Raw genomic sequence first — 26,278 nt, forward strand, 5'->3', positions numbered from 1 at the left:
ACTCGGGATGTTCTTTTGGTATTTGGTGTTTTGGTTTATGGAAATTCTTGATTACTTCACGTTCACGCGAGCAGTCATACCTTCGGACTTCACCAGGTAGGAGCCAGCATTCTTAACAAGAGCGGAAGTCTTCTTCTGGATGTCTGCAGTGCCCATGGCCTGGAATTCACCCATCAAGTTACCGTTCAGGTCAAACACGCTGTAGTTACGAACGCCAGACACGTTGAAGTTCACATTTGCAATGCTCAGGCCCGGATCCGGGTTGTTCGGCTGTTCCGTTACTTCACCCGGTTCAGGATCGGTAGCGTCCTTACCTTCGACGAAGGTAAAGTAATCCACGTCCATCCAGTCGCCAGTGACCTGGAAGCGCATAATGTGCTTGCCGGCGGTGAGGGAAACATTTCTCTGGACCTTGCCGAATTCATCGAAATCGCCTTCGGTTGCAGTTACCGTCTTGGGAACCACGATAGTATCCGTAATGGCCTTGTTATCCATAAGCATCTGGAAGCTTGCTGTACCATTGCTGGAAGCCACGTAGGCAAACATGGTATAGTCACCAGTCTTCTTGACGTCCACGGTGTATTCCAGCCATTCGCCAGCGCGGTTGTAACCAATCACGGTGCCAAACTTCTTGTCATAAACATCGACGGGAGTATCCTTGCGGTATTCGCTCTTACCCTGGTTATCAGAATCAGTATCGTAGTAAGAAGCATTGCTGTTGCCGTTTTCGTCCTTGCCGGAGCCCGGAATGTCGAAGTCTTCGGCCTGGATCTTACCAGGAATTGCCCACGGAGTCTTAGTGTCGTTAAAGGGTTCCTGAGGAACAACCACCTGGGGGCCAACGCCAACCAAGGTCACGATACAGTCCTTATTGGTAGCACCAGATTCCATGGTGATGGTCACGGTACCATTCTTTGCTTCCACTTCGCCTTCGTACTTGGCGTTCTTAGCTTCGGAAGTGGTATACACATGGAAGCTTTCGATGGTGGAACCAGGAACGTTAATCGTGACACTCTTGGAGTTCTTGTAATCGCGGTTTACGAGAACCACGATAGTGCTATCGCCATCGGCACTCTTGTAAGCAGAAGCGAACAGGTTTGCCTCGGGATTAGCAGTTGCGCCTACACGCACTGCCCCCGGGCGAACAAAGCGGGCGTACTGAGAGAGAACGTAGCCACGCTTAGAAACCTTGCCGATTTCGTTCGTAGGAATGGAAAGTTTGTTGCCGAAATCCTTTTCCATGATCAGGCCGTAGCAACGACGGATATACCACCAGGTGTACTGGCTGAAATTGCCCACAACAAGGCCGCGGTGAATTTCGTAAGCCACGTCCATGGCGCGGACAGTATCCTTCTTTGCGGCGGTAGCCTGGTCACCGGTCACCATCACAGTACGCCAGTAGTTACCACTGCCCTGGCTTTCGGTATAGTGTTCGGTCATCCAGCGTTCCACCTTCTTCTGGTCAGCGAGAGAATACTGGAAGAAGTTATCGCCAGTAGATGCCACCATGGCGTAGAAGTGAGCACCAAGAATATCCCAGTTCTTCAATGCGCTTGCATCATTCAGAACCTTGTCGTACATATTCTTTGCGTATGCAAAAGACTCGGTAGAAATCACCTTGGTGCCGTTCTTACGCATCTGATCGGCATAGTTCTTGGTGAAGTTGTAAATTTCGTCTGCAGACCAGCAAGCCCATTCAGAACACCAGTCCGGTTCGTTACTGATAGAAATTGCATACAGGGGAACGCCCTGGTTCTTCATGTATGCGGAGAATTCATTCAGATGGTCCACATACTTCTGATAGTTGCTGGCGGCGATATGCTGGTTGCCACCTGCGAATTCAGACGTCCAGGGAGTTGCATAAAGAATAAAGTCATCGCCGGCTACAGCCTTAGCAGCCTTAGCTGCGGCAACTTCCTTGTTAAAGTCATTGGAACTTGCATACACCGGAATACGAAGGGTATTCAAGCCGATCTGGCCATCGCCGGTACCAAAGGCAAGCTTCGCATCGGCTTCGGAAAGACCGCCGCCACCCTGCCACTGGTTATGAACCATGCCACCAAAGCCACGGATGACCTGGTGTTCTTCGCTCAAATCTACATTAACAGTTGCTGCGTTGGAGAGGCCAAAGAGGCCAGCAATCAGGCTTGCGCCCAAAACAAAGCGGCTTACGCCGTTCTTATAATCTTTCATAATCACATCCCATAATGGTCACCACAACCACTACTCTAAAGATATCCTCATCCAAACAAAACCGAATACTCCAACGTGGAATCGCCATGGACAATTTATCCACAGGTGCAGCCCGCCCGTATTAAACACAGAAAGCCTCCCGAGTTCTCGGGAAGCTTTCCATTTGGGATGTGTTATGGAGTTTTTTTGGCCTTTTCAGCCTAAATTCGCCATTTTTAACGTACGGAACGTACCTTGGAAACCAAGCCCGTTGCCACATTGCGGATCAGGTTCACGCCCTGGACCTTTTCTGCAGCAGGAGACTTCTGCCACATTGCAGCAGCATCCGCCATGGAGGAAGCAAACAGATCAGCAACCTTATTGCCATGAATATCGAATACCTGGAAATGGGTCTTACCCTGGGCATTCAGCATCATGTTCTGGCCAATAACGGTCGTGTTGGTATCCGGATCTGCAACAGGATCGGTACCTCCAATGGGAGCGTCGTCCTTGGCATCCTTACCCTTTACGAAGTTGAAGTAGTCCACATCGAACCAGTCTGCAGTTGCAGTAAAGCGCAAGATGTGTTCACCCTTGGTAAGGCTTACATTGGCGCTGACCTTATTGTAATCGTCAAAGTTCTGAGCGTCGTCTTCACCCTTCTTGTTTGCAGGTACGGTAACATCAGAGGTAATGTCCTTGCCGTCCATGGAGAGCTTGAAGCTAGAGCCGCCATCAGAAGCCACTGCAGCAAACATAGTGTAGTCACCATCTTCTGCAACGTTCACGGTGTATTCCAACCATTCGTCCTTCTTGATGTAGCCCACTACCAGCTTGTCGCCAGACTTCTTGTAGATATCTACGCCCGTACCGTCACGATACTTGGAGCATTCAGCTTCCTTGCCTGTATCGGTGCAGGAGTGGTTATCGGAATCATCGTCATAATAAGACTTCAGGTCAGAACCCTTGCCGGTACCCGGAACGTCGAAGTTTTCTGCTTCAATCTTACCAGGAATAGCCCAGGCCTTGCCATCGTTACCGAAAGTGGACTGGGGAGTAGGCGGAGTAGTACCGCTACCTTCGAAGCCCCAGTTCAGGATAGCCATGGTAGAGTCCTGAGAGCCCTTGAACACAAGGAACAGCTGGTCCACAATGCCAGAGAGGCCGTCCACATCGCACTTGGTTTCTGCGTAGGTGGTCTTGGAGCTGGTCTTAGCAAGAGTACAAGTGCCAGCCAGGGTACCAGTTGCAGAGCCCTTATGGATTTCAATCTTGTTGTTATCGGCAGTACTTGCGGCTTCTACAGTAAAGCCAGTTGCACCGGTACCGAAGTCAACGCCAGACACGCGGATCCAGGATTCCTTGGTAGAGAGCGGCAGCAGGACACTTGCGGAAACCTTACCCGGAGACCACAGAGAACGGCTACGGACACCCTTCTGCTTGGAGCTGGTCAAAGCCGGATACCAATCATAAGGATCGAAGTTTTCAATCTGTTCAGGACCTTCGTTGGTGCAAACCACCTGCTTGATGGTACCGTCGGCATTGTAGAACATTTCGTCGACGGAAACGCTACGGTGGTAGCCTTCATTCGGCTTCGGCTGACCATCGTCTGCCGGGATGATTTCCAGGCCGTCGTGGCCCTTAGCAATACGGCGGTCATGGTAAACCACATAGGAATGGCCCTTAAATTCTGCAATACCATGATGGTTGTTGTTACCGTTAATGCTCCTGCCATTCATGCTGGGGTCGCCCAGAATGGTGCCCTTCCAAGTAAAGGGTCCCATGGGGCTATCGCCAATACCGTAGTCAATAGTAGGAGCACCCTGCTGCCAACCAGTACTGTAGGAGAAGTAATACTTCTTGTTGTGCTTATGGATGTAGGAAGCTTCCAGCATCTTACGGGTAGAAAGGCCATTCACCTTCACATGGGAGCCATTGCCCACAGGAGCGTCCTTGGCATCGTTCAGTTTCACAACGTCAAAGTTATCGGTGTTCGGACGGCTAGTGCTTTCGCCACCACCCCATGTAACGTAGGTAGTTCCATCGTCATCGATGAAAATACCCGGGTCAAAACACCAGGAAACGCCATCACAGCCAATGATGCCGCTACCGCCAATCAGCTTGGACTTGCCCTGGCCAACAGCATTGGTCCAAGGACCTTCAATGCCATCAGCCTTGATATAACCAATACCGCCGCCACCGCCATCGGGGAACACGATATAGAGTTTACCAGTCTTGGGATCGGATGCAATACCAGAAGCCCAAATAGCACCAATGCCGTTAATCTGACGGGAGTCATAAATGATACCGAAGTCAGTCCAGTTCTGCATATCCTTAGAACGGAAGCCATAAAGAGCATAGATCTTATAGCCATCGGAGTTATACGGAGCCGGGTCATCGGAGTCGGTGATGATGTAGAAATATTCATCATCAGCAGCTGCACCGGGGTCAGCTAGATAGTGGTAAGTGGAAATCGGATTATAAGCCAATCCGAACGTTGCTAGGCCCGCAGTAAGGCAGGCGCCACATACTTTCTTAAAAGTATTCATATGTCCATCCCATTTTTTTCTGAACGAACCCGTTCAGATTAGTTTCTACATCACACCAATCATAAATTACATCCCCCGTACAGGATTTCATATACGTTTTCAAGAGGTAATATGGATTTTTTATCCATAAGAGAAAATCCCGTATTTTTTCAAAAAACGGCCTTCTAGCAAAAAACGCCCTGTTCCTATTACAGAACAGAGCGTCAAAGGATTTATGGAAATTCTTTAGCGAATTGCACGCACCTTGGAAACCATACCGGTAGCCTTGTTACGGATCAGGTTCACACCCTGAGCCTTCTTGGCTGCGGAAGACTTCTGCCACTTCATGGTAGCTTCGGCCATGGTTGCGGCGAATACATCAGCAATCTTGTTACCCTGAATGTCAAAGACTTCGTACTGGGCCATACCCTGAGCATCAAACTTCACATTCTGGACAACAATTGCATCCTTGCCGCCCTCGAGAGTGCCGTTGGGAGCATTATCTTCGGCATTCTTACCCTTTGCCAGGTTGAAGTAGTCCAGATCGAACCAGTCTGCGGCAGCAGTAATACGGATGATATTTACGCCAGCCTTCAAGGTAACATTGGTCTTGACCTTGTTGTAGTCACTGTAGTTTTCTTCACCAGCAGTTGCTGCAGGAACGGTAACTTCGCCAGCGCTTTCACCGTTGACGGAAACCGTGAAGCTGGAGCCACCACTAGAAGCGGCTGCAACATACATGGTGTAATCACCGGCTTCGGCAGCGTTCACAGAGTATTCAAGCCATTCGCCCTTGTTGATGTAGCCAACAACAATCTGAGTATCACTCTTCTTGTAAATGTCTACGCCAGTACCATCACGATACTTGGAGCATTCAGCTTCCTTGCCGGTGTCAGTGCAGGAATGATTGTCTGCATCAGCTTCGGAATAGGAATCGTTGCCTGCGCCATAGCCCGGATCGTCAAAGTCTTCGGCCTGAATAACGCCAGGAACAGCCCAAGGAGTCTTGGTATCGTTATGAGCGGTCTGAGGTTCCGGTTCACGCTTCTGACCCTGGAATTCCCATTCCAGAAGGCCCATAGTGGAGTCCTTGGAGCCCTTGAACACGAAGAACACCTGGTCAATAACGCCAGTCAGGCCCTTCATTTCGCAATCATTGTCAGCATAGGTCTGCCAGCTGCCAGTCTTGGTCAGTTCGCAGGTACCAGCCAGAGTACCAGTTTCGCTACCCGTACGGATTTCAACCTTGTTGCCATCGCCTACGTTTGCAGCCTTGATACGGAGGTTTTCAGCACCCTTACCGAAATCAACACCAGAAATACGAATCCAGGAAGTCTTGGTGCCAAGCGGAGTCAGAACATGCTTAACGGCTTCGCCCTTGGTCCAGTCCGTACGGCTACGAATGTTACGCTGCTTGGAGCTGGTGAGAGCCTTGTAAGTTCTGAGAGCGTCAAAGTTCTTGATCTGCTTAGGTCCTTCGCGGGTGAAGGAAAGCTTGTTCATCTTGTCGCCAGACCAGGTCAGCTCATCAATGGAAACGCTTCTGTGGTTTTCCTTGTTGGGGCTGTTGGTGCAGACACCGGCCTGAGTACAGGAACCCGGATGTTCGTCGGCAGTGACAAGACGGCGATCATGGTACACAGCATACCACTTGCCCTTGAATTCAGCAAAGCCCTGATGGTTGTTACCACCTTCGTTATGGGCATCAGGTACAGCGGAAATACCCGGAATCACGGTACCCACGAAAGTGTAGGGGCCAGTGATGCTATTGGAATAGCCATAGTCGATCACCTGAGGCAGAGTGTTAAAGCTCAAGTAGTAGGTGTTATCCTTCTTATGGATATAGGGAGCTTCAAAGGAACCCGGCGCCTCGATACGCTTGAGAGAGTTCTTGTCAAAGGTAATCTTGCCGTTATTGTCGGTAAACTTGATAATATCCAGGTTGTTACCGTACTTGCGCTTGTCGTTTTCGCCACCGCCGAAAATCACGTAGCCAGTGCCGTCTTCTTCGATGAAAATACCCGGGTCGAAGCAGTGAGCGATATCGTCGCAACCGCCAATGAAGCTGGAGCCATAGTGGGCGGCAATGTAGTTCACGCCGTGAGTTTCCTTGACAGGATCCTTATAGGGGCCAGCAATATTGTCGGCAGTGATCATGCCCACGCCGCTAGCGCCGTTGGGGTAAACGATGTAAATACGGCCCTTGTGGACGGCAATACCAGAAGCCCAAGTGTTATTGGGATAATCACCAAATTCACGCTTGGAACGGAAAATCATACCGTGGTCGGTCCAGTTCTTCATATCTTCAGAAGAGAAGGCGTTCAAGCCCACGATATCGTAATCGTAGTTCTTCTGAGGGGAATAGTCATCCACGTCGGTCAAGACATAGAAGGTATCACCATCGGAGGCCGCAGACGGGTCTGCCAGATAATGATAGGTAGAAAGGGGATTGTCAGCCAATCCGAACGTGACAAGACCTGCAGTAAGGCAGGCGCCGCCTACTTTTTTGAAAATATTCATAAAAAACACATCACTCAAATAAGACGGCCCATTCCGCCTCATTTACAAATTTAACCCCCAACCCCCTCATTTCATACCACCATAAAAAAAGTCCCATGGACAAAATATCCACAGGACGTTTCCAAAAATTTAAATAATAAGGCATCCATTTTGAGGAGGCGGAGCCCCTTGCGTCTCATAACGTTTGGGAAAGGGGTCTAGGGGGCAGCGCCCCCTACATCTCACAACGGTCGGTCGAAGCCGTCAACTCCATAGAATTCGATGTCGTCGATCCAAATCTCATTGGAACCGCCACCACCAAAGATATTGAAGTTGGTAACGTGATCCTTCACGGCGTTCCATCCCAGGTTACCACCGTTAGTATCGGTAGAATCCCTGAAGTCAGCCGGAGTAACCACATAACGCTTCCACTTGTTATTCACTCGGACATGTGCCCAGGCCTTACCATCGATCAGTCCGGCGGCAGTATCCTGAACGTCCAGCAGAACATCCATAGAGACGCTAATCCACTGGGTGGTATCGTTATCGGCAGTACCGCGAGCCCACAGCACGATAGAATCCAAATCCGTAAAGTTCTGCGTTTCGGCGAAGGCGTAACCCATAAGAGCCCAGTTGTAAAGGGAGTCGTTGGTGTAGACAAAGTGAGCCACCTTGCCATCGCGACCCTCGCCTGCATCGCTAACAGAAAGTTCTGCGTCAGCATACCTAGCGTAGTTCTTATACCAGGAGCCTACACCATTTTCGAAGTTTTCGAACAGGTAATCAGGGTACTTAACAGTAGCGGTATCCACCGGAGCGGTGCCAATTGCAATGTCAGTCGTTTCCTTATCGGACTTCACCTTAGTAGAAACAAAACCGATATCCTGCTTAGCCTTGCTATTGTCGCTTTCATCGCCCATGTTGGAGACCTTGCCTCTCAAGGCGAAGCTAACCACATTGAAGGTTCCTTCGGGCAGGGATTCAAAGGTAAACTTACCCAAGGAGTCAGTTTGAACAACGTAATCCACACCCTGGACCACAACACTTGCGCTTCGAATACCATTGGGCAGGTAAACCTGACCAGATACAGCACCTGGAGCAGCAAGCTTCACTTCCATGGAGTACACGGAGTCGTCTTCGGTAATGGAAAGGCGGGAAACAGCCTTGTCAGATTCGCCACGAGTTTCCACCATATAACTGGTGGGCTTCATTTTCGCCTTGATAACGGCCTGACCCAGACTGTCAGTTACAACGTTGAAGATACCAGCAGTGGTATCCATAGCGCCAACAGGAGATTCTCCCTCGTTGACATAAGATTCATCAGTATCACGTTCGACGTAGCCAGCCAGATAATCTACACGGCGGACCAGCACTCGAGCATTGGCTGCAGGAGACCCGTCCTGATTCAGAACGGTAAGTGCAATATCATTTTCTGTCTCGAAGGTCGTACCGGCAGTGTTCGTCGAACACGCCAGCATGGCAACGCCCAGAGCGGACGCCACCACGACAGATCCAATTTTCCACACCCGTTTCATCATTTCGTCTCCTTTACGCCAGCCTCCGTCTTATCGGCAGATCCCACGCCACCCTTGCGGGCAACCGGGAAGAAGGCCATGGAGAGTTGCATAACCCTATCGGTATTCTTAGCGCTATCAACTCGCTTTTGCACCAGACGGCGGAATTCTCTCAGCATATCGCGGAGATCATCGAAGCATGCCTGGTCGACGGACAGGGTAAGAGTAGAAATATTTCTTTCTTCCGGAGGGAGCTCGTCAATGGAATCGCTGGCCAAAGAGAGTATCTGCTTCTGGAATTTACCAATAGCAGCACGTTTTTCGGGCCCACCTACGGTAAGGTGAGCTTCGGTCAAGGCAAGACGGCCAGAAGCCATCTTCTTGACAAGGCCCACTTCTAACAAAGTATCGATAGCTTCCTGGGCCTGAGCCTCGGTAATGGGCGGGCAGATTTCGCGGGCGATCTGCTTGATGTTCACGATACCGCCGTTCAAGTCCAGATAGGCTCGAACTGCGGGAATCCACCAGTTTTCCAGGAGCTTAAGTTCTGCGGCCTGCAGGCTGTGACGATCCACGTCACGGAGGGCAAGAGCCTTAGCCATGATTTCTTCGCGCTTGTTCTTATCCTTAGTAACAGCGGCGGAGAACAGCAAGTCGAAATATTCGGCTTCACGACCAGAAAGGGCCAAGATGTCCTTGGCGGCCGGAAGGGCATGGGCGGGGAGGTGCTGCTTCTTCTGGAGCACACGGTAGAGGTAGCTGGAATCCAAGCCCAGCTTGTCGCCCATCATGCGATAACTATAGAAAGGCATCTCGACTTTTTTACGGTCGTAGTAGTCCTTCAAGAAGTCGCGATAGTCCGCAATGTCAGAGAAAGTAACCATAATTTTCTTCTTCTTTCGTTGTTATATCTTTACAAACAATAAGATAGACTATGCGGACCTTAAAAAATACAGCGTAAGACAAATCATCATGGACATTTTGTCAAAGCCCCTCGTGAAGTTCATCACACACCGGCTAAAATCTAATAAAAACGGGGATTTTTGCCCCGATTTTCACGAATTACACCCCCAAAATCCGCGTACATTTTCAATCAAATTCCAGTATAAAATAACCGCGGGGTCTCCAGACTCCGTAAAAAAAGCATAGATTTTATTCCATATGGCCCACAACACTAGGTTTAGTTTCAAACAAAAGGCACTTTTCTGCGTTTTTGCCGTTTTTTCGGCAATTCTTGTCTGTGCGTTCGTTCAATATGTTTATAAGGCCACCCAGGCCAAGCAAGAAACAGAAGCCGTCGCCTACGGGGAAACCGTAGCAGCAGCCATCCAATTGTCCCTGGACAAGAGCACCAACGTGGCAAGTACCCTGGCAAATCTCTATCAGGAGATGGGAGAGGGCTTTTTAGGAGATTTCGAGAAGGTGGCCGCCCGACTGACCGCGGATAATCCCGCCATTGGAAGCGCATATATCGCCCCCAACGCCATTATTAAGGTAGCCTACCCCGCCAAAGTCAACAAGGCAACTATTGGATTCGAGATGCTGAAGGACCCAGATCAGGGTCCCAGGGCTCTAACAGCAATCCGTAGCCAAAAGGCAACCATCGCAGGCCCCCTAAGCTTGATTGAAGGGGGAAGCGGATTCATCATTCGCGTTCCTGTTTTCGACAAGAGCCACAGTTTCCAGGCATTTGGCATCGTGGTGCTGGACTGGTCCAACTTTATCCAGCAGGTGAACGAGGCTCTACCCAACAAATCCGTATTCAAATTCGCCCTGTGGATGGACGATAACCAGAACGCCATTACCGACAAGAACGGGTTTATCTACACCAACTCCAGCGAATCCATCGGGACCAGGGTGACTCTGCCCGTAAGCGTTCCCAACGACACTTGGCATCTTTCCGTAGAACCGTCCGAGGGATGGTGCAGCATCAAGACCATTTCAACGGAAATCGTCCTCGCCGTCATCTTCTGGCTACTCCTTCTATTGTGCGCCTATGCGGTATTAGTCATGCAGGAACGGGGACGCCAGATGCAACTTCAGAAGGATGAGAACGAAGCCATCCAGGCAAGGATGAGCATCATCCAGTCCATGAGCAGCATTTACTTCGCCAGCTACCTGATAGACTTCAGCAAGGACCTTGTCACCGAGCTCAAAGCGGAAGGCCCCGCCCACGCCTCCGTCGGTGAAAGGACAAGCGTCAGTAAGTTTATTTCCGTAATGGAAGACGTCATCGATAAACGACATCGAGATGAAACCTTAGGCTTGATCAACCGCAAAACTCTAGAGGAAAAGTTCAAGAACAACAACTGGATTTCCGCAGAATATTTCTGCAACATGCAAGCAGCCTGGTGCCGCATCAACTTTATCCCCGTCGCCATGGAGCACGGCAGAGTCATCAAGGTTCTGGCAGCCTACCAGCGCATCCAGGAAGAAAAGGAAAAGGAATTACGTTATCAGGAATCCCTGCAGAAGGCCACCAGCGAAGCCAAGATGGCAAGCGCCGCCAAGACAGCATTCCTGTTCAACATGAGTCACGATATCCGTACGCCCATGAACGCCATCATCGGCTTTGCGGAACTGCTGGATCATTTCAAGGGCGATCTCCAGAAACAGACGGAATATATTGCCAATATCAAGACATCCAGCAAGTACCTACTGGACTTGATCAACGCGGTCCTTGAAATGGCCCGCATCGAGAGCGGCAAGATGACTTTGCAGGAAGAACCTATCCATACAAGTCAAATCGCAAGCGATCTCGGCACCATCTTCGCAAAACAGTACGAGCAGAGGAAACTGACCATCACCCGCAAGATCGAGATGAGCAACCAGCTGGTATTCTGCGACAAGACGAAACTGACCGAAGTCTACTTGAACATCATGAGCAATGCGGTGAAGTACACTCCCGAAGGAGGACACATCCACATTGAAATCATCGAAAAGCCCTCCGAGACAAAGCCCGGCTACATCGACTGTTGCGTTTCCATCCAGGATGATGGTATCGGTATGTCCAAGGAATTCCTCCCCCACATTTTCGACAGCTTCTCCAGAGCGCAATCCGCAACGGAAAGCCGCATTGCAGGTACCGGCCTGGGGATGAGTATTGTAAAGAAGATTGTGGACCTGATGGGCGGAACCATTAGGGTGGAAAGCGAACCGGGCAAGGGAACGAAGGTATCCACCGTCATTCCTCACCGTATCGCACCTCCGGAATTTGAAGTACAGGATGAATCCACGCAGGTGGCTGAAGATTCCGCCACGAACGCCATTCCAAATTCTATTTCCAACCGCAGTTTCTTCCACAAGCACTTTGACGGAAAGCGAGTGTTGCTGGTAGAAGACAACGAGCTGAACAGCATTATCGCCCAGACCCTTCTGGAAGAAGTCCACCTGGAAGTGGACCTGGTAGAAAACGGCGCCCTGGCAGTGGAAAAGATCAAGGAAAATCCCACCAAGTACAACCTGGTGCTGATGGATGTCCAGATGCCCGTGATGGACGGTTACGAAGCCACCCGCAGGATTCGCGGGATGGGATTCGACTTGCTACCCATTTATGCCATGACTGCAAACGCCTTCGACGAAGACAAGCAAAACGCCATGATTGCCGGCATGGATGGGCATATAGCAAAGCCCCTGGATATCCAGAGGCTTACGGAAGTACTCGAAGGAGTTCTGAGCTAGTCCAGCGATTGACTTAGCGAGAACGTTCCGGAGTATAGGTCTGGAGGTACTTTTCCATTTCCTGGATGTAGAACCTGCAGATGGTGCTCAGCATGAAATTCTTCTTGGTGATGTAGCCAATTTCCATGGTACGGTCATCCTCGCCCTTGGCATCCTTGAAGGGAACAGCCACGTAGTCGGAGCCGTTGATTTCTTCGCTGATAATGCCGGAGCAGAGGGTGTAACCGTTGAGGCCCACCATCAAGTTCAGCATGGTAGCGCGGTCGTTTGCCTTAATGGTCTTGTGGTACTCATTGGTACTGAGAATTTCTTCTGCGAAATAATAGCTGCCGCTTTCGCTCTGCTCGAAGGAAAGGCAGGGATACTGGGAAAGGTCTTCCAGATTGACGGAAGCCTTCTTTGCCAGGGGATGATCCTTCCACATGTAGGCATAGGCGTGGCAGTCAATGAGCTTGTGGAATTCCAGGTCATGTTCCTTCAGCAGGTAATTAATATACTTGCGGTTAAATTCACTGAGGTACAGAATGCCGATTTCACTCTTGAGGGATGCCACATCGTCAATCACTTCCTTGGTCTTGGTTTCACGAATGGCAAATTCGTAATCGTCAATGTTATAACGCTTCACCAGGTCCACGAAGGACTTGACCGCAAAGGAGTAGTGCTGGGTAGAAACAGCGAACTTCTTCTTTTTCTGTTCGGTCTTGCTGTAGTTTTCCAGAACGGTTTCGTAATGGTGGTACAGCTGGTTTGCCTGAGCCACGAAATCTTCACCTTCGGGGGTAAGAGTCACGCCGCGGCTGGAGCGGTTAAAGATTACGATGCCGATTTCATCTTCCAGGTCGTGGATGGCGGCAGTGAGGGACGGCTGGGAAATAAACAAAGCCTCGGCGGCCTTATTGAAGGAACCCACCTTGGCGATACCGATTGCGTAGCGTAACTGTTGAAGGGTCATGACGACTCCTGGATAAAAAAAACTGCGCCAAATCTTGATATTGGCATTTTCTATACGAAATATAGTTAAATAGTTTTTATTTTCCTATAGGTCTGGTAGGAATTATTTCGTATTTTTTCGTTTTTCCGATTTATTCCGTTTCCAAATTCGTTGTATTTTTCACATCACCTTTAACAGGGTTTACGATTATTTACTTTTAAAATCATTCAAATAACATATATTTAGGGTCATGACAAGTGTTTCCAAAATTAGTGTATTTATGTTCTTTGATTACAGAGAGTATATCAAGGCTGTTTTGGACCTTTTACAGAAAAGCGGCAAATCCTTGCGCTCCATCCAGGCGGAAGCCGGCGTGCAGGGTTCTGCGTTTTTCGCTAGAATTCTGGACGGATCCCGCCCTTTATCCCTGGAAAACGGCAAAATTCTTGCAAAATCCTGGAATTTGGACCCCGAGGAAGAAGCCTACCTAACGGATTTGATTCGCTTTGGGAACGAAAAGAACGTAGACCAGAGGGAAGCCCTCCTGAGGAAATTGCTGGCCGTTCGCGAAAGCAAGAAGGAATTCGCCCTCCAGGATTCCGCCTTAAAGTTCTTTAGCAAGTGGTACTATCCCGTTTTACGAGATTTATTGCCGCTCTTGCCCGCAGGCACATCCGTCGAGAAAATCGGCAGGATGTTCACTCCAACACTCCGAGCCCCACAGGTACAGAGCGGCATTAACTACTTGACGGAAGCTGGTTTTATCCAGCTGGGTAATGACGGCGTTTACCAGGTGACGGAACCGGTGGTTTCCACTCCCCCGCGGGTGCGTTCCACCATCCTTCGCAAGTACCACCTGAAGAATCTGGAAATCAACAGCGAAGTCTACGACGAATTTACCAGCGATGACCGCAGCATGACCAGCGTTACCTGCAGTCTCTCTAAGGAAAGTTTCGAGAAGGTTCGTGCAGAAATCGCCGCCATGAGAGAGCGTATTCTGGCAATCGCCCAGGCGGACACCAACCCCGACCGCGTTTGTCACGTAGGTTTCCAGCTGGTACCCCGCGCTAAAAAGATTAAGGAGGGCAAATAATGAAGTTCCTCCTGACCTCTCGTTTATCTCGTGCCTTGACCGCCTGCGGACTCCTCTCGGGATTGTTCAGCCTGATGGCTTGCAGCACAGACAGCAACAGCGTGGCCAACGGAACCGGCAGTAACGCCGGGGAAACAGAAATCGCCACCACGCAAATCGCAGGCACCATTACGGCAACCAGCGCAGACGGTGCCCCGCTGGCTCGGGCCACCGCACGCATCTGGACGTTAAACGAAGACACCATTTCCGTAGCCTTTACGGACACGCTGGACAGCAAGGGACAGCTGGATTTCGCAGCCCACCTGGAAAAGAATCAAGTGTCCGGCAGATACCTGCTGGAAGCAAATTCCGGCGACACTCTTTCTGTGATGCGTTGGGTGAATTTCAATAAGAAGCCGGCCCAGAAGTTGTCCGCCGATAGCACCACCTCCCTGAAGGGAACCATCACCAACAGGTCCGCCGCAGTGGCTGGTGCCACCATCACCATTCTGGACAAGCAGGCCGTTACCGATCCCTCCGGCAATTTCCAGATTACAGGCGTCCCCGCTGGCGTCCACTACGCCTTTGTGGAAGGCAACTTCGGGAAGTTCTCTTACCAGATGCAGACAGGCCTGGATAGCAACGGCCAGACCAACAACATCGACATCGGCGATTCCATCTTTACCGTCATCGAGGACTTCGAAAACTGGACTACCAAGCAGACGTTATTGGGCAAGAGTTTTGGAGACGGCTGGTGGTTTATCTGCACCGACTCCCTGCAGGGCGGAGGCAGTCGCGCAGAAATCGGGATCAACAGCGACAGCCTGCTGGTCAGCGGTAGCGAAGCCCACACCGGCAGCAGCCTCCATCTGAAATTCAACATTGACTGGGAAACTGAAGGGCGCTACGGCGTAGCAGGATTCACCATCGGCGACGATTTCGAGGAAACCGATTCCTACTCCTTCTTTGACCTTCGTCAGGCCACCGCCATTTCCTTTGACGCCAGAGGCTCTGGCGAATTGTTCCTGCAGATTACCAAGCGCGGTGAGAATGGGGAACGAGAATATTATGAAAACACCCCTGTGAATCTCAGTGAAGAATGGCAGCACTTCACCTTTACCGCAGAGGATTTCAACACGGAACTGATTGCAGTAAATTCCCTGAACTTCATGGTACGAGACAACGCTGATTTCTACCTGGACAATATTCGACTGGACGGCATATCCCCAAGTATGTGGCCTAGCCTGGGAATGGAATTTTAAACCCCTAACGAACCAAATTGCTGAATAAACAGCAAGGAGTATGTATGAAGATGTTTGGCAAGGCGATTACCGCCCTGTGCGTTGCAGCGCTGGCTAGTGCAGCATTCGCAACTATTCAACCTAAGCGCGTCGGCCCTGTAAGCCAGTATGGCGCCCTGCAGGCAGGAAAGAATGCCGCCGGCGAAGGCCGCATTTACGGCAGCGTTGATGGCGTGACCGAAGGCAAGGAAGTTCAGGTAAAGGGCATGAGCCTGACCTGGAGCATGTACTGGCCCTATGGCAGCTCTTTCTACGGCAACACCTTTATCGACACTCTCGTTGGTGGCTGGAATGTGGAACTGATCCGTTCCGCCATGGGCGTTGTTCCTCCTTGGGGACACGGCGGCTACATGACCCGTCCGGAATATTTCGAAGCCCAGATGGACACTGTGGTTCAGGCCGCTATTGAAAACGACGTTTACGTTCTGATTGACTGGCACTCTGAAGGTGGTTACTTCAACTGCATTCATCCGGGTGAAAAGCCTGCCCAGACCTGGATGAAGTTTAACGACAACAAGACCTGCTTTAGCGCCGCTGACGCCGCCAAGTTCTTTGGCAAGATGGCAGAACGTTACGGTAAGTACCCTCATGTGATTTTCGAAATCTATAACGAACCGGTGGCTGAAACTTGGGCAGACCTGAAGGCTTACGCAGATACGGTGATCGCCGCCATCCGTCCCCATTCCAACAACCTGATTGTGGTGGGTAACCCCCAGTGGTCTTCTCAGGCAGGCGAAGCTGTTGCAGATCCTGTGAATGATCCTAACGTAGCTTACACCTACCACTTCTACGCCGACATCCACACCACCCAGGAACATATTGCAAGTTCCAATAAGGCAATGGCTGCAGGCCTGAGCGTCATGGTTACCGAATGGGGAGGCATCGACCAGATTTTCACCAAGGAATCTCACAAGACCCAGCTGGAAGAATTCCTGGCATGGACTACCGAGAAGAAGCTCTCCTACGCCAAGTGGGACGTAGAAAAGCCTTTCCTGGAAGATAATGACGTTGATAACTACATGAAGGCAAACATTCTTCCCCAGAAGACCACCTACGAAAAGAAACTTGACTGGGCAGCCACCATCACCGACAATCTCCCCAACTTGGTGACCTACGGCGAAGGCACTGAAATTGCAGGCAAGTGGAGCACAACTAGCGACATCGATGACTACGGTGATCCCGATGGCCACAAGGGCAATTCCACCTTCGACGACAACACCGCTGATGGCGTGGTGAAGATGGACAACATGAATCTGGATACCGTCGGCACTGGTTTTGATTACGCGCCTTATATTCGTGCGGAATATTCTACCAAGGCTAATCTTTCCAAGTGCAAGATGATCCAGTACAGCTATAAGGGCGCTAACCACCAGTTTACTCTTTACTACGACTGGAACGCCAGCGAAGAATTCTTTGGCGAAGGCGCCTGGGATTATCCCTTCGTCGAAATGCCTTACGCACCGGAATGGGAAACCGTGAATATCGATCTTGGCTGGGCCATGAGCAACGGCTGGCAGCCCGCAATCCCCACCTACCCTGTTCTTGAACAGGTGACTGCATTCCGTTTCCTGGTGACCAACGACTTCTTTGACAAGTCCCTCTGGGTGAAGGACCTGAAGTGTGTTACCGAAGTGACCGGTTATACTTTTGCAGCCATTCCGGAATATAACGCCGATGACGCCATCAAGCCCTCCTTCGCCAAGGCAAACTTCGGCGTGAACGTAAACGGCAAGAACATCGCTGTTAGCGGAATCGCTGCAGGCACCAAGTATTCTCTCAGCAACATGCTGGGCCAGACTCTGGTGAAGGGCTCCGCCAATGGTAGCGTCATGCTGACTGCTCCCCGCGCAGGCCGCTACGTTCTCCGCGTGGGCAACGAAACCCGTGCCATCACCATCAAGTAATTCTCATCTCCTGAGATCACCACAAGAGACGCTCGCAAGGGCGCCTCTTATTTTCTATTTTGTAGTTCAATGAGTCAGAAATCAAAAAGAGAATTGTCTTTTGTGCAGAAGGTGGAACGAAGTATTTCCACCACCTATAGGGAACGCCTATGGACGCCCTTTATTTCTGCAATTAAAAAATACAAGCTCATTGAAGAAGGTGACAAAATCGCAGTCTGTATTTCTGGTGGCAAGGATTCCATGCTGCTGGCCAAATTGATGCAGATGCTTTTGCGCCATACTGACTTTCAGTTTGAAGTAAAATACTTGGTTATGGATCCGGGCTACAACAAGATCAATCGCGAAAAGATTGAAAGTAATGCCGCCCTGCTGGAAATTCCCATTACGGTTTTCGAGACCAACATTTTTGACGTTACGGAAAAAGTGGTGAAGTCTCCCTGTTACGTTTGCGCCAAGATGCGCCGCGGCCATCTGTACCATTTTGCAAAGGACATGGGCTGCAACAAGATTGCGCTAGGCCATCATATGTCCGACGTGATTGAAACTACGGTGATGGCCATGTTCTACGGAGCCCAATTGCAGGGTATGATGCCCAAGCTCCACAGCCAGAATTTTGAAGGCATGGAACTGATTCGTCCGCTGTACTGCATTAACGAACAGGACATTATCAACTGGACCAAGTATAACGATTTGGAATTTATCCAGTGCGCCTGCCGCCAGACTTCCCGAAGCGAAATTACCGCCGAGGAAAATTGCGAAGTGAACGTAAGCAAGCGCAAGGAAACTAAGGAATTGATCAAGCGATTGAAGCGAATCAATCCCAATATTGAGAAGAACATTTTCAATAGCGTTCACGCCGTATGCATCGAGACATTCCCGGGCTACAAAGCTGGCGGCGAACAGCACAGTTTCCTGGAAGATTATAATGAGGATTCATCCCATGAAGAATCTTGATTCCCTTTTGGCTTTTGACGCTGATCATTTGTGGCACCCTTATGCCGCCCTGCGTAATACTCCCGCACGCTTTCTGGCAAAGGCCGCACACGGAACAACGATTGAAACCGCCGACGGTTTGAATTTGATTGACGCTGTTTCTAGCTGGTGGTGCGTGGCACACGGCCACAACGCCCCCGAGATTACAGAAGCCATCCGCAAGCAAAGCGAAAAGATGTGCCATGTGATGTTTGGTGGATTCACTCACGAGCCTGCCATTGAGCTGGGTGAACGCTTGGTGAAGTTCCTGCCCAAGGGTCTCAACAAGATTTTTTACGCCGACTCCGGAAGTATTTCTGTGGAATGTGCCGCCAAGATGGCTGTGCAGTACCAATTCGCCAAGGGACACCCTGAAAAGTGCAAACTGGTGGCATTGAAGGGCGGCTATCATGGTGACACCGCAGGCGCCATGGCATTAAGTGATCCTGACGGAATGCACACTTTGTTCCGAGGCATTATGCCTCAGCATTATTTTGCGGAACGCCCCAACTGTCGCGCAGATGGTGAATGGGACGACCGCGATTTTGAAAGCATGGAACGCGTGGTCGAAGAACACGAAAAGGAAATCGCAGCCATTATTTGCGAACCTGTTTTCCAGGGCGGAAACGGCATGTGGCTTTATAACGCAGGATACTTGAAGAGACTGCGCAAGCTCTGCGACGAAAAAGGCATTCTGCTGATCTTTGACGAAATCGCTGCAGGATTTTACCGCACCGGCCCGCGCTGGGGTATGGAACACGCGTCGTTGGGGGACCACGGCGAGTACGTGCTGCCAGACATTATGACTATCGGTAAAGCCCTGACGGGCGGACACATGACTATGGCAGCATGCGTCGCTTCCGAAATGGTTGCAGACGTTATTACCAACAGCAAGATTTCCGCCTTCATGCACGGCCCTACCTACATGGCAAACCCGCTGGCCTGTGCTGCGGCTATTGCTTCCTTGGATCTATTTGAAAACCGTGACTATGCATCCCGCGTGGCCGCAATTGAGTCTCGCCTCCGCGCAAATTTGGAACCGTTACGCAATCTTGAAAACGCCGCAGACGTTCGCGTACTGGGCGCCATCGGCTGCTTGGAACTGAAGGCCATTCCCACGTCCGACGACATTCTGCGAGTGATCAAGGAAACCGGTGTGTGGCTCCGTCCTTTCTGTAATTACGTTTACACCATGCCGCCCCTCATCACCACCGACGCCGAGGTGGACCGCATTTGCGAAGCCATCAAGATGATTGGTCAATGTGAACCCGGCCCCGTCAGCGATGACGAATTCCACGAATAGGGATATTATGGATTACTACAGTTTGAAAATGCGCGCTTCCCAGGATGTGGAAGAAACTGGCGCAGACGGCAACCGCAACATTCACGAGCAGCATATTTCCGGTGCAGAGCGCATCGTTTCTCGCGATGCTGTAGAATACGTTTGTCAGGCCATGGTGCGCCGCGCCATGACGCACTCCAAAGGCGATCCGGATAAAATCAACATCAAGATTGAAAAGGTGGCAGAAAAGGACATTCAGATTCTGGACGCACTGCCCGTAACCCGGGTGGATGTAGACACCTGGCAGGAAGGTCTTGACAAGGCTTTTGAACTTGTGAACCAGTCCGTGGTAAAGGCTTCAGGAGAGTCCGATTGTCATCCTCGCGAAGGCGAGAATCTAGCAATTCTTAAAAACTTTAGAGAAAAGCTCCCCGAACTTCTCCGCGCCACCTACCCCATGCGCGGCGCCATGCTTTACGACATCCGCACCGGCAACCGACTGGAACCCAACCCGGAACGCGGTGTTCGCGCCACCTATATGGATGCGCTGCAGACCAACACTGTTGATGATCGGGAGCCCTGCGGCAAAGCATCCACCAACAAGAACCACTTCAACGAAGCCATCGTTCTGGCAACAAAAGTGGCAAACGCTCCCGGCATGGTCGCAGAACTTTGCATCAGCGACGATCCGGATTACGTCACCGGCTACGTTGCCAGCAAGGAACTGGGCTACGTACGAATCATGAAGCTGAAGGAAATGGGCAACCCCGACGGTGGCCGAGTTTTCCTCTTTGATTCCAGCAAGGCCTCTGCCGAAGAATGCATCGACTTCCTGCAGAAAAAGAAAGTACTGGTCCGCTGCAAGTAAGACCCCCATTCATTCAAATCAACCTGTACATTTGCATCAGCTCTATTTCCCCCGATAGACAATCTCCCGCGATTCTTGACGAAAACTGTCGAAATCCGTTTGACTCGTAAAAACGTAACAGTTTTCGTTTGTTTTCGCACTCAAGAAACACTATTGTTCCGCCGACAATATTCTGAGCAAGTTGGATTGTATTAATCGCCAAATTGAGCAAATGATTTCCGGAAATACGATTTTCTTCTGTTATGCGAAAATTTTTTCCAAGCTGAGCGATAAGGAATCCGCTTGCATTAAAAACACCCGAATCAACATCGTACTTGCTAACACGTTCAATAATCTTACGAGACGTATTGCTTAATATTTCGCTACGAAAAGAAACAGGCTTTACTGCAAGAGCAAAATATCCAACCAAATTTTTCAAGTCATCGTAAACGCAATATGTTATGGACTGTTTCTTTTGAGTAAAAGGAATCGAGCTATTCTGAAGAAAGTTCTTTACATCTTCATTAGGTCCACACGAAAAGAAACTGAAATCCTTCTGAATTTCATCATTAGGAACAAGAACATTCCCTTTCGCTTCAAGATATTGTTTTAAACTGATGACGGAATAACGATTATCCATTTGATCCTTGCTTTGACATAAAAGCAAGGATTTCTTTGGGATCAGTTATAAATCTTGCAACCTGAGGAATAGGTTTCTGTGCATCGCGTTCCGCAGCTTCAAGCTGATCAACAAAACGCTGAGTACTCGCTGCGTCAAACACAAAATTATGTGTAATGCTAGAAGTTGCCATAAATCTCCCTGACTTTGTGCCTTTGGTGCCCTACGTTGATCGTCAGGGGCCGGCCTCCCCATAGGGTTCCTGTTGCATAGCAACGACGTCAAGCAGAGAGTTTAAGATGCCCCTCGTAAGGGGATTTGTTTCTCATGCATTTAATATACTTAAAAATTCAGCACATTCCAATAGGGACAAACCCATCCATTGAAAAAAGGCCCGCGGTTTCTCGCGAGCCTTTCGTGTTGAACTTGGAGGTTTTTATGAAGTTAAAATTTATTCAGCCTGCTTCTGCTGCTTTTCCGCAACCTTACAGCCAACCTTGAGATGGCGGTAAACAGCTGAGTGGCCGGAAATGCTGTTAATGGACATGAGGTTGGAGGATTCAGAAACCGACACGCCAGAGGTTTCTGCCTGACCCGTAAACAGAGAATTGATGTATCCCATATTGTGGTTCCTTATGATAAATTTTTTACTAGATCCTTCGACTTCGCTCAGGATGACGCAAGCGTTGCTTGCTTACACTTTTAAGTTCTTTAAGTATTCGGACAGTTCCATGTTGGCGGAATAGTCCACCGGGCATTCGATAATACTGGGCACGTCCTGCTCGAAGGCCTCGCGGAGCGTGGGGATGAGATCCTCAGTACGTTCGATGCGGTAGCCCTTCAGGTGCATGGATTCGGCGTACTTCACGAAATCCGGATTGGTAAATTCAATGGCGTAGCTTTCACCGTAACGTTCTTCCTGTTTCCACTTGATGAGACCGTAGTTACCATCGGTAAACACCAGTGTCACAAAAGGAATGTGTTCGCGGTAAGCCGTTTCCAGTTCCTGGCTGTTCATCATGAAGCCGCCATCGCCTGTAACTGCCAGCACCTTCTTTTCGGGATTCAAAAGCTTTGCTGCAATTGCGCCCGGCACGGCGATGCCCATGGTTGCAAAACCGTTGGAGATAATGCAAGTGTTGGGATGGTAGCAATGGTACTGTCGAGCAATCCACATCTTGTGAGCGCCCACGTCCGAAAGCAAGATATCGTCTTCGCCCATGACCAGGCGAACATCGTGCAAAACCTTCTGAGGCTTGGGCGGGAAACTCTTATCCAGATCGTAGCGGGCATGATCCGCCGCCATCTTCTCGCGAATGTACAGAGCCCATTCCGGATCCTTAGTGCTGGGGCAAAGATTGCGAAGCACATCCAGGGACGCAGAAATATTTCCAATGACTTCTTCTTCGGGCTGGTAGTATTTATTCACATGGTTGGGAGTTTCGTCGATGTGAATAATTCTCTTGTCGCCCTTGGAATTCCACTTGACCGGAGCATATTCCACAACGTCGTAGCCCACGGCAATCACAAGATCAGCCTCGTCCATAATGTAGTTCTGATAATCCTTCTGGGGAATACCGATACACCACATGGAATAGCGATTATCGCAAGGAATCACGCCCTTGGCCATCATGGTACTGACCACGGGAATCTTTGCGGAAGAAGCAAATTCAGTCAAAGCCTTTGAAGCATTATTCCGAACTGCAGAGTGACCTGCCAAAATCACAGGGCGCTTGGCGCTGGCAATAGCCTTAGCCGCAGCCTTGATAGCCTCGTCGCTAGCGTACACAATATTCTCGCGGTGATGCTTCAGCGGGGTCTGAGCCACTTCGCAGGAAACTTCCATGGCGGCAATATTGCAGGGCAAATCGATATGGCAAGCACCCGGCTTTTCCATCTCGGCATACTTAAATACAATGCGAACAATTTCATTCACCGTGTCGGGGCGAACCACCTGCTTACTGCGCTTGGTAATAGGCGTAAACATGTTCACCAGATCCAAATACTGGTGGCTCGTCAAATGCATACGTTCCGTACCCACCTGGCCTGTAATAGCAATCAGCGGAGCACCATCGGAATTGGCATCAGCCACACCGGTCACCAAGTTGGTGGCACCCGGCCCAAGGGTAGAAAGACAGACGCCAGCCTTTCCCGTAAGGCGGCCATAGACGTCGGCCATAAAGGCCGCACCCTGTTCGTGACGGACCGTAATAAAACGAATGGAGGAATGCTTGATCGCTTCCATCAATTCCAAGGTTTCTTCACCCGGAATACCAAAAATATACTTGACGCCCTCACTTTCCAGGGACTTGATTAAAACTTCGGCTGTGTTCATGCCGAGCGTTTTGCAAAATGCGTGCCATTATATAAAGTAGATAGGAAATTGCCTCATATCCAGAAGATATACGTTTTTTTAAAGCCCGCAGGACCACAAAGCACGTATTTTAAAAACAAGCCTATTATTCCCGCTGGGTTTTCACAATCCGTTTTCCATACAATTTCTGTAAAGCCATTCAAAAAATGTGACTACGGGATTCTTACAAGAAATGTACGTTTACACATTTTGCCCATTGACAGCGTCTAAAACCGTTTCGGCGGACCATTGGCACGGCTTTTGCAATCATGGGGTCGTAAACCAACAAGGAGACCCCTATGAATATCGCTCGTAAGTTTTTATCTACCCTAGCAACAGGCGCTCTAGTCCTGGGCGCATTCGGCCTCGTAGGCTGTAACGAAGAAAAGGCCGCAGAAACCGCAACTGTGAAGGTGGGCTTGCTCCACTCCCTCACCGGCCCTATGGCTATTAGTGAAAAGTCCGTCCGCGACGCAGAAGTTTTGGCTATTGAACAGATCAATAAGGCCGGCGGCGTGTTGGGTAAGCAGATTGTCTTCGTGGAAGAAGATGGCGCTTCTGAACCGTCTACTTTCGCAACCAAGGCTGAAAAGCTGATTGACATCGAAAAGGTTGCTACCGTATTCGGCTGCTGGACTTCTTCCTCCCGTAAGGCTGTAAAGCCCATCTTCGAAGAATATAAGTCTCTGCTCTGGTACCCGGTGCAGTACGAAGGTATGGAAATGTCTCCGAACATTGTCTACACCGGTGCAGCTCCTAACCAGCAGATCGTTCCGGCTATCGAATACCTGATTTCCAAGGGCTACAAGAAGCTGTTCCTTTTGGGTTCCGACTACGTGTTCCCCCGCACCGCCAACATGATCATCAATGCACAGGCTAAGGCCGCTGGCATTTCTGTGGTGGGTGAAGAATACGCCGATATGGACCAGACCGATTTCGCAGCTATCATCGCAAAGATCGAAGCCGCAAAGCCGGATGTTATCGTGAACACCTTGAACGGCACCGGCAACGTTTCCTTCTTCAAGCAGATGTCCGAAAAGAACTACTCCAGCAAGGAATACATGACCATGTCCTTCTCCATTGCTGAAGAAGAAGTTGCTACCATCGGCCCCGCAATCCTGAAAGGTCATCTGGTTTCCTGGAACTACTACCAGACTACCGAAACTCCTGAAAACAGCGCATTCGTTGCTGCCTATAAGGAAAAGTTTGGCGCAACTCGCGTGACCTCCGACCCGGCAGAAGCAGCATATGACGCAGTCTACCTGTGGGCAGAAGCTGTGAAGGTTGCAAAGAGCTTTGAAGTGGAAGCCGTTCTTACCGCAATCAAGTCTGGCGCCATTTCCTACAAGGCTCCGGAAGGTGTTGTGGCTATCGATGGCAAGACCCAGCACCTCTCCAAGCCGGTACGCGTAGGCGAAGTTTCCGAAGATGGTCTCATCAAGGAAGTCTACGCAACCGCTGGCCCCGTGGCTCCGGATCCGTACCTGACCACTTACGATTGGGCTGTAAAGGCAGGCCTCCAGCCGCTGAACTAGTTTCTTCATAATACCTCCTAATCAATAAAGACCAATAGAGACCGCAGGCTTTTTCGCCTGCATCCATATAACCAGCGGGCCTTCGGGCCCGCGCCCTTTTTTCAAAAACATCAAACTCTTTTACCACAAACGGACCGAGGACACCTTGGAACAAATCATCAACATTCTTTTTAACGGTTTGAGCCTCAGCTCCATTATCTTGCTGACGTCTTTAGGCCTTGCCATTACTTTTGGCGTAATGCGCGTGATCAACATGGCTCACGGCGAATTCGTCATGATTGGCGCATACATGACGTTTGTGGTTCAACAACTTTTTGTAAAGTTCCTGCCGGAATCCATCGGCGGGCTTTATTACTTCGTAGCTATTGCAGCTGCATTTGGCGTTGCATTCGGGCTGGGAAGCCTTCTTGAAAAATTCGTGATTTCCAGACTGTACGGTCGTGAAATCGATAGCCTTCTAGCCACCTGGGGCATTAGCCTGATTTTACAACAGGGTGCACGTTCCATCTTTGGTTCCCAGGGCGTTAACGTTACCGCACCCGCTTTTTTGAGCGGTGGCATCACTCTCGGAGAATGCACGTTCTCCTATAACAGAATTTTCATCATCCTGCTGGTGGCCCTCTGTATGGGAGCTGTTTGGCTTGTGATGTACAAGTCTAATTTCGGTCGCCAGATGCGCGCCGTCATGCAGAACCGCCCTATGGCGCAGTGCATGGGCATTAACTCCCGCAAGGTGGACAACATCACCTTCGCCATGGGTTCCGGATTCGCAGGCATCGCAGGCTGTTCCGTTGCCCTGCTGGGTTCCATTGACTCTACCGTTGGTCAGAGCTATATCGTGAACTCCTTTATGGCCGTAGTATTAGGCGGCGTAGGAAACTTGGCAGGTACCGTCATCGGTTCCAGCATCATTGGCATCAGTTCCATCTTTACGGAAAACTATACGTCCTCTACCATCGCCAAGGCTGTAGTTCTCCTCATCGTCATCGTATTCTTGCAGAAAAGACCTCAAGGCCTATTCGTTATCAAGAGCAGAAATTTGGATTAACGGTTTAACGAAGGATTTTA

At 50.1% G+C, this 26,278-nt stretch carries 19 protein-coding genes; 9 read left to right on the plus strand and 10 right to left on the minus strand.

Features of this window, described 5'->3' with window-relative positions; genetic code table 11:
* Window positions 1–51 precede the first annotated feature (51 nt).
* The 5 genes from BUB59_RS06165 to BUB59_RS06185 form a co-directional block, all read right to left on the minus strand.
* Complete coding sequence (locus BUB59_RS06165) at window positions 52–2,193, minus strand: carbohydrate-binding protein (protein WP_083540197.1); 2,142 nt, start codon at window positions 2,191–2,193, stop codon at window positions 52–54.
* A gap of 215 nt (window positions 2,194–2,408) precedes the next feature.
* Entirely contained in the window at window positions 2,409–4,721 is a 2,313-nt protein-coding gene (locus BUB59_RS06170; protein WP_073227133.1) for a carbohydrate-binding protein, read from the minus strand.
* Window positions 4,722–4,946: 225 nt separating this feature from the next.
* Window positions 4,947–7,220, minus strand: coding sequence for a carbohydrate-binding protein (locus BUB59_RS06175; protein ID WP_073227138.1), 2,274 nt, complete (start codon window positions 7,218–7,220; stop codon window positions 4,947–4,949).
* A 221-nt stretch (window positions 7,221–7,441) separates the two neighbouring features.
* The gene (locus tag BUB59_RS06180; RefSeq protein ID WP_073227141.1) at window positions 7,442–8,737 is read right to left on the minus strand and encodes a hypothetical protein; all 1,296 of its coding nucleotides are present in this window, start codon (window positions 8,735–8,737) and stop codon (window positions 7,442–7,444) included.
* Window positions 8,734–9,597, minus strand: coding sequence for a DUF4423 domain-containing protein (locus BUB59_RS06185; protein ID WP_073227145.1), 864 nt, complete (start codon window positions 9,595–9,597; stop codon window positions 8,734–8,736). Before BUB59_RS06185 ends, BUB59_RS06180 begins: the two co-directional genes overlap by 4 nt.
* 277 nt (window positions 9,598–9,874) lie before the next feature.
* Here BUB59_RS06185 and BUB59_RS06190 point away from each other — a divergent pair, with 277 nt between their 5' ends.
* Complete coding sequence (locus tag BUB59_RS06190) at window positions 9,875–12,394, plus strand: ATP-binding protein (protein ID WP_073227148.1); 2,520 nt, start codon at window positions 9,875–9,877, stop codon at window positions 12,392–12,394.
* Between the two features lie 13 nt (window positions 12,395–12,407).
* Here BUB59_RS06190 and BUB59_RS06195 read toward each other — a convergent pair whose 3' ends face one another.
* Window positions 12,408–13,346: a LysR family transcriptional regulator gene (locus BUB59_RS06195; RefSeq protein WP_073227151.1), complete on the minus strand. Its 939-nt coding sequence runs from the start codon at window positions 13,344–13,346 to the stop codon at window positions 12,408–12,410.
* Between the two features lie 259 nt (window positions 13,347–13,605).
* On the opposite strand from BUB59_RS06195, the gene BUB59_RS06200 reads away from it, so the two are divergent.
* From BUB59_RS06200 to BUB59_RS06225, 6 genes are all read left to right on the plus strand, one after another.
* The gene (locus BUB59_RS06200; protein WP_234979973.1) at window positions 13,606–14,418 is read left to right on the plus strand and encodes a TIGR02147 family protein; all 813 of its coding nucleotides are present in this window, start codon (window positions 13,606–13,608) and stop codon (window positions 14,416–14,418) included.
* Entirely contained in the window at window positions 14,418–15,659 is a 1,242-nt protein-coding gene (locus BUB59_RS06205) for a carboxypeptidase-like regulatory domain-containing protein (protein ID WP_073227157.1), read from the plus strand. Before BUB59_RS06200 ends, BUB59_RS06205 begins: the two co-directional genes overlap by 1 nt.
* A 44-nt stretch (window positions 15,660–15,703) precedes the next feature.
* Entirely contained in the window at window positions 15,704–17,602 is a 1,899-nt protein-coding gene (locus BUB59_RS06210; protein ID WP_073227159.1) for a glycoside hydrolase family 5 protein, read from the plus strand.
* A gap of 69 nt (window positions 17,603–17,671) precedes the next feature.
* Window positions 17,672–18,556, plus strand: coding sequence for a tRNA lysidine(34) synthetase (locus tag BUB59_RS06215; RefSeq protein WP_073227162.1), 885 nt, complete (start codon window positions 17,672–17,674; stop codon window positions 18,554–18,556).
* Window positions 18,543–19,877, plus strand: a complete 1,335-nt coding sequence (gene bioA, locus BUB59_RS06220) for an adenosylmethionine--8-amino-7-oxononanoate transaminase (RefSeq protein WP_073227165.1) — start codon at window positions 18,543–18,545, stop codon at window positions 19,875–19,877. Before BUB59_RS06215 ends, bioA begins: the two co-directional genes overlap by 14 nt.
* A 7-nt stretch (window positions 19,878–19,884) precedes the next feature.
* Window positions 19,885–20,724 (plus strand): 6-carboxyhexanoate--CoA ligase, encoded by an 840-nt coding sequence (locus BUB59_RS06225; protein ID WP_073227168.1) that lies wholly within the window; start codon window positions 19,885–19,887, stop codon window positions 20,722–20,724.
* A gap of 13 nt (window positions 20,725–20,737) precedes the next feature.
* Here BUB59_RS06225 and BUB59_RS06230 read toward each other — a convergent pair whose 3' ends face one another.
* The 4 genes from BUB59_RS06230 to BUB59_RS06240 form a co-directional block, all read right to left on the minus strand.
* A complete protein-coding gene (locus BUB59_RS06230; RefSeq protein ID WP_073227171.1) occupies window positions 20,738–21,343 on the minus strand; it encodes a hypothetical protein in 606 nt (201 codons plus the stop codon).
* Entirely contained in the window at window positions 21,336–21,515 is a 180-nt protein-coding gene (locus BUB59_RS06235; RefSeq protein ID WP_073227174.1) for a hypothetical protein, read from the minus strand. The genes BUB59_RS06230 and BUB59_RS06235 overlap by 8 nt, the downstream gene beginning before the upstream one ends.
* Window positions 21,516–21,773: 258 nt before the next feature.
* The gene (locus BUB59_RS15345) at window positions 21,774–21,944 is read right to left on the minus strand and encodes a hypothetical protein (protein WP_159433335.1); all 171 of its coding nucleotides are present in this window, start codon (window positions 21,942–21,944) and stop codon (window positions 21,774–21,776) included.
* Between the two features lie 72 nt (window positions 21,945–22,016).
* Window positions 22,017–23,657: an acetolactate synthase large subunit gene (locus BUB59_RS06240; RefSeq protein WP_073227177.1), complete on the minus strand. Its 1,641-nt coding sequence runs from the start codon at window positions 23,655–23,657 to the stop codon at window positions 22,017–22,019.
* A gap of 317 nt (window positions 23,658–23,974) precedes the next feature.
* Here BUB59_RS06240 and urtA point away from each other — a divergent pair, with 317 nt between their 5' ends.
* Complete coding sequence (gene urtA / locus BUB59_RS06245) at window positions 23,975–25,210, plus strand: urea ABC transporter substrate-binding protein (RefSeq protein WP_073227181.1); 1,236 nt, start codon at window positions 23,975–23,977, stop codon at window positions 25,208–25,210.
* Window positions 25,211–25,355: 145 nt separating this feature from the next.
* Window positions 25,356–26,258: an urea ABC transporter permease subunit UrtB gene (gene urtB / locus BUB59_RS06250; protein WP_073227185.1), complete on the plus strand. Its 903-nt coding sequence runs from the start codon at window positions 25,356–25,358 to the stop codon at window positions 26,256–26,258.
* Window positions 26,259–26,278: the final 20 nt, after the last annotated feature.

This window comes from Fibrobacter sp. UWEL (assembly GCF_900142535.1).
GTDB lineage: Bacteria > Fibrobacterota > Fibrobacteria > Fibrobacterales > Fibrobacteraceae > Fibrobacter.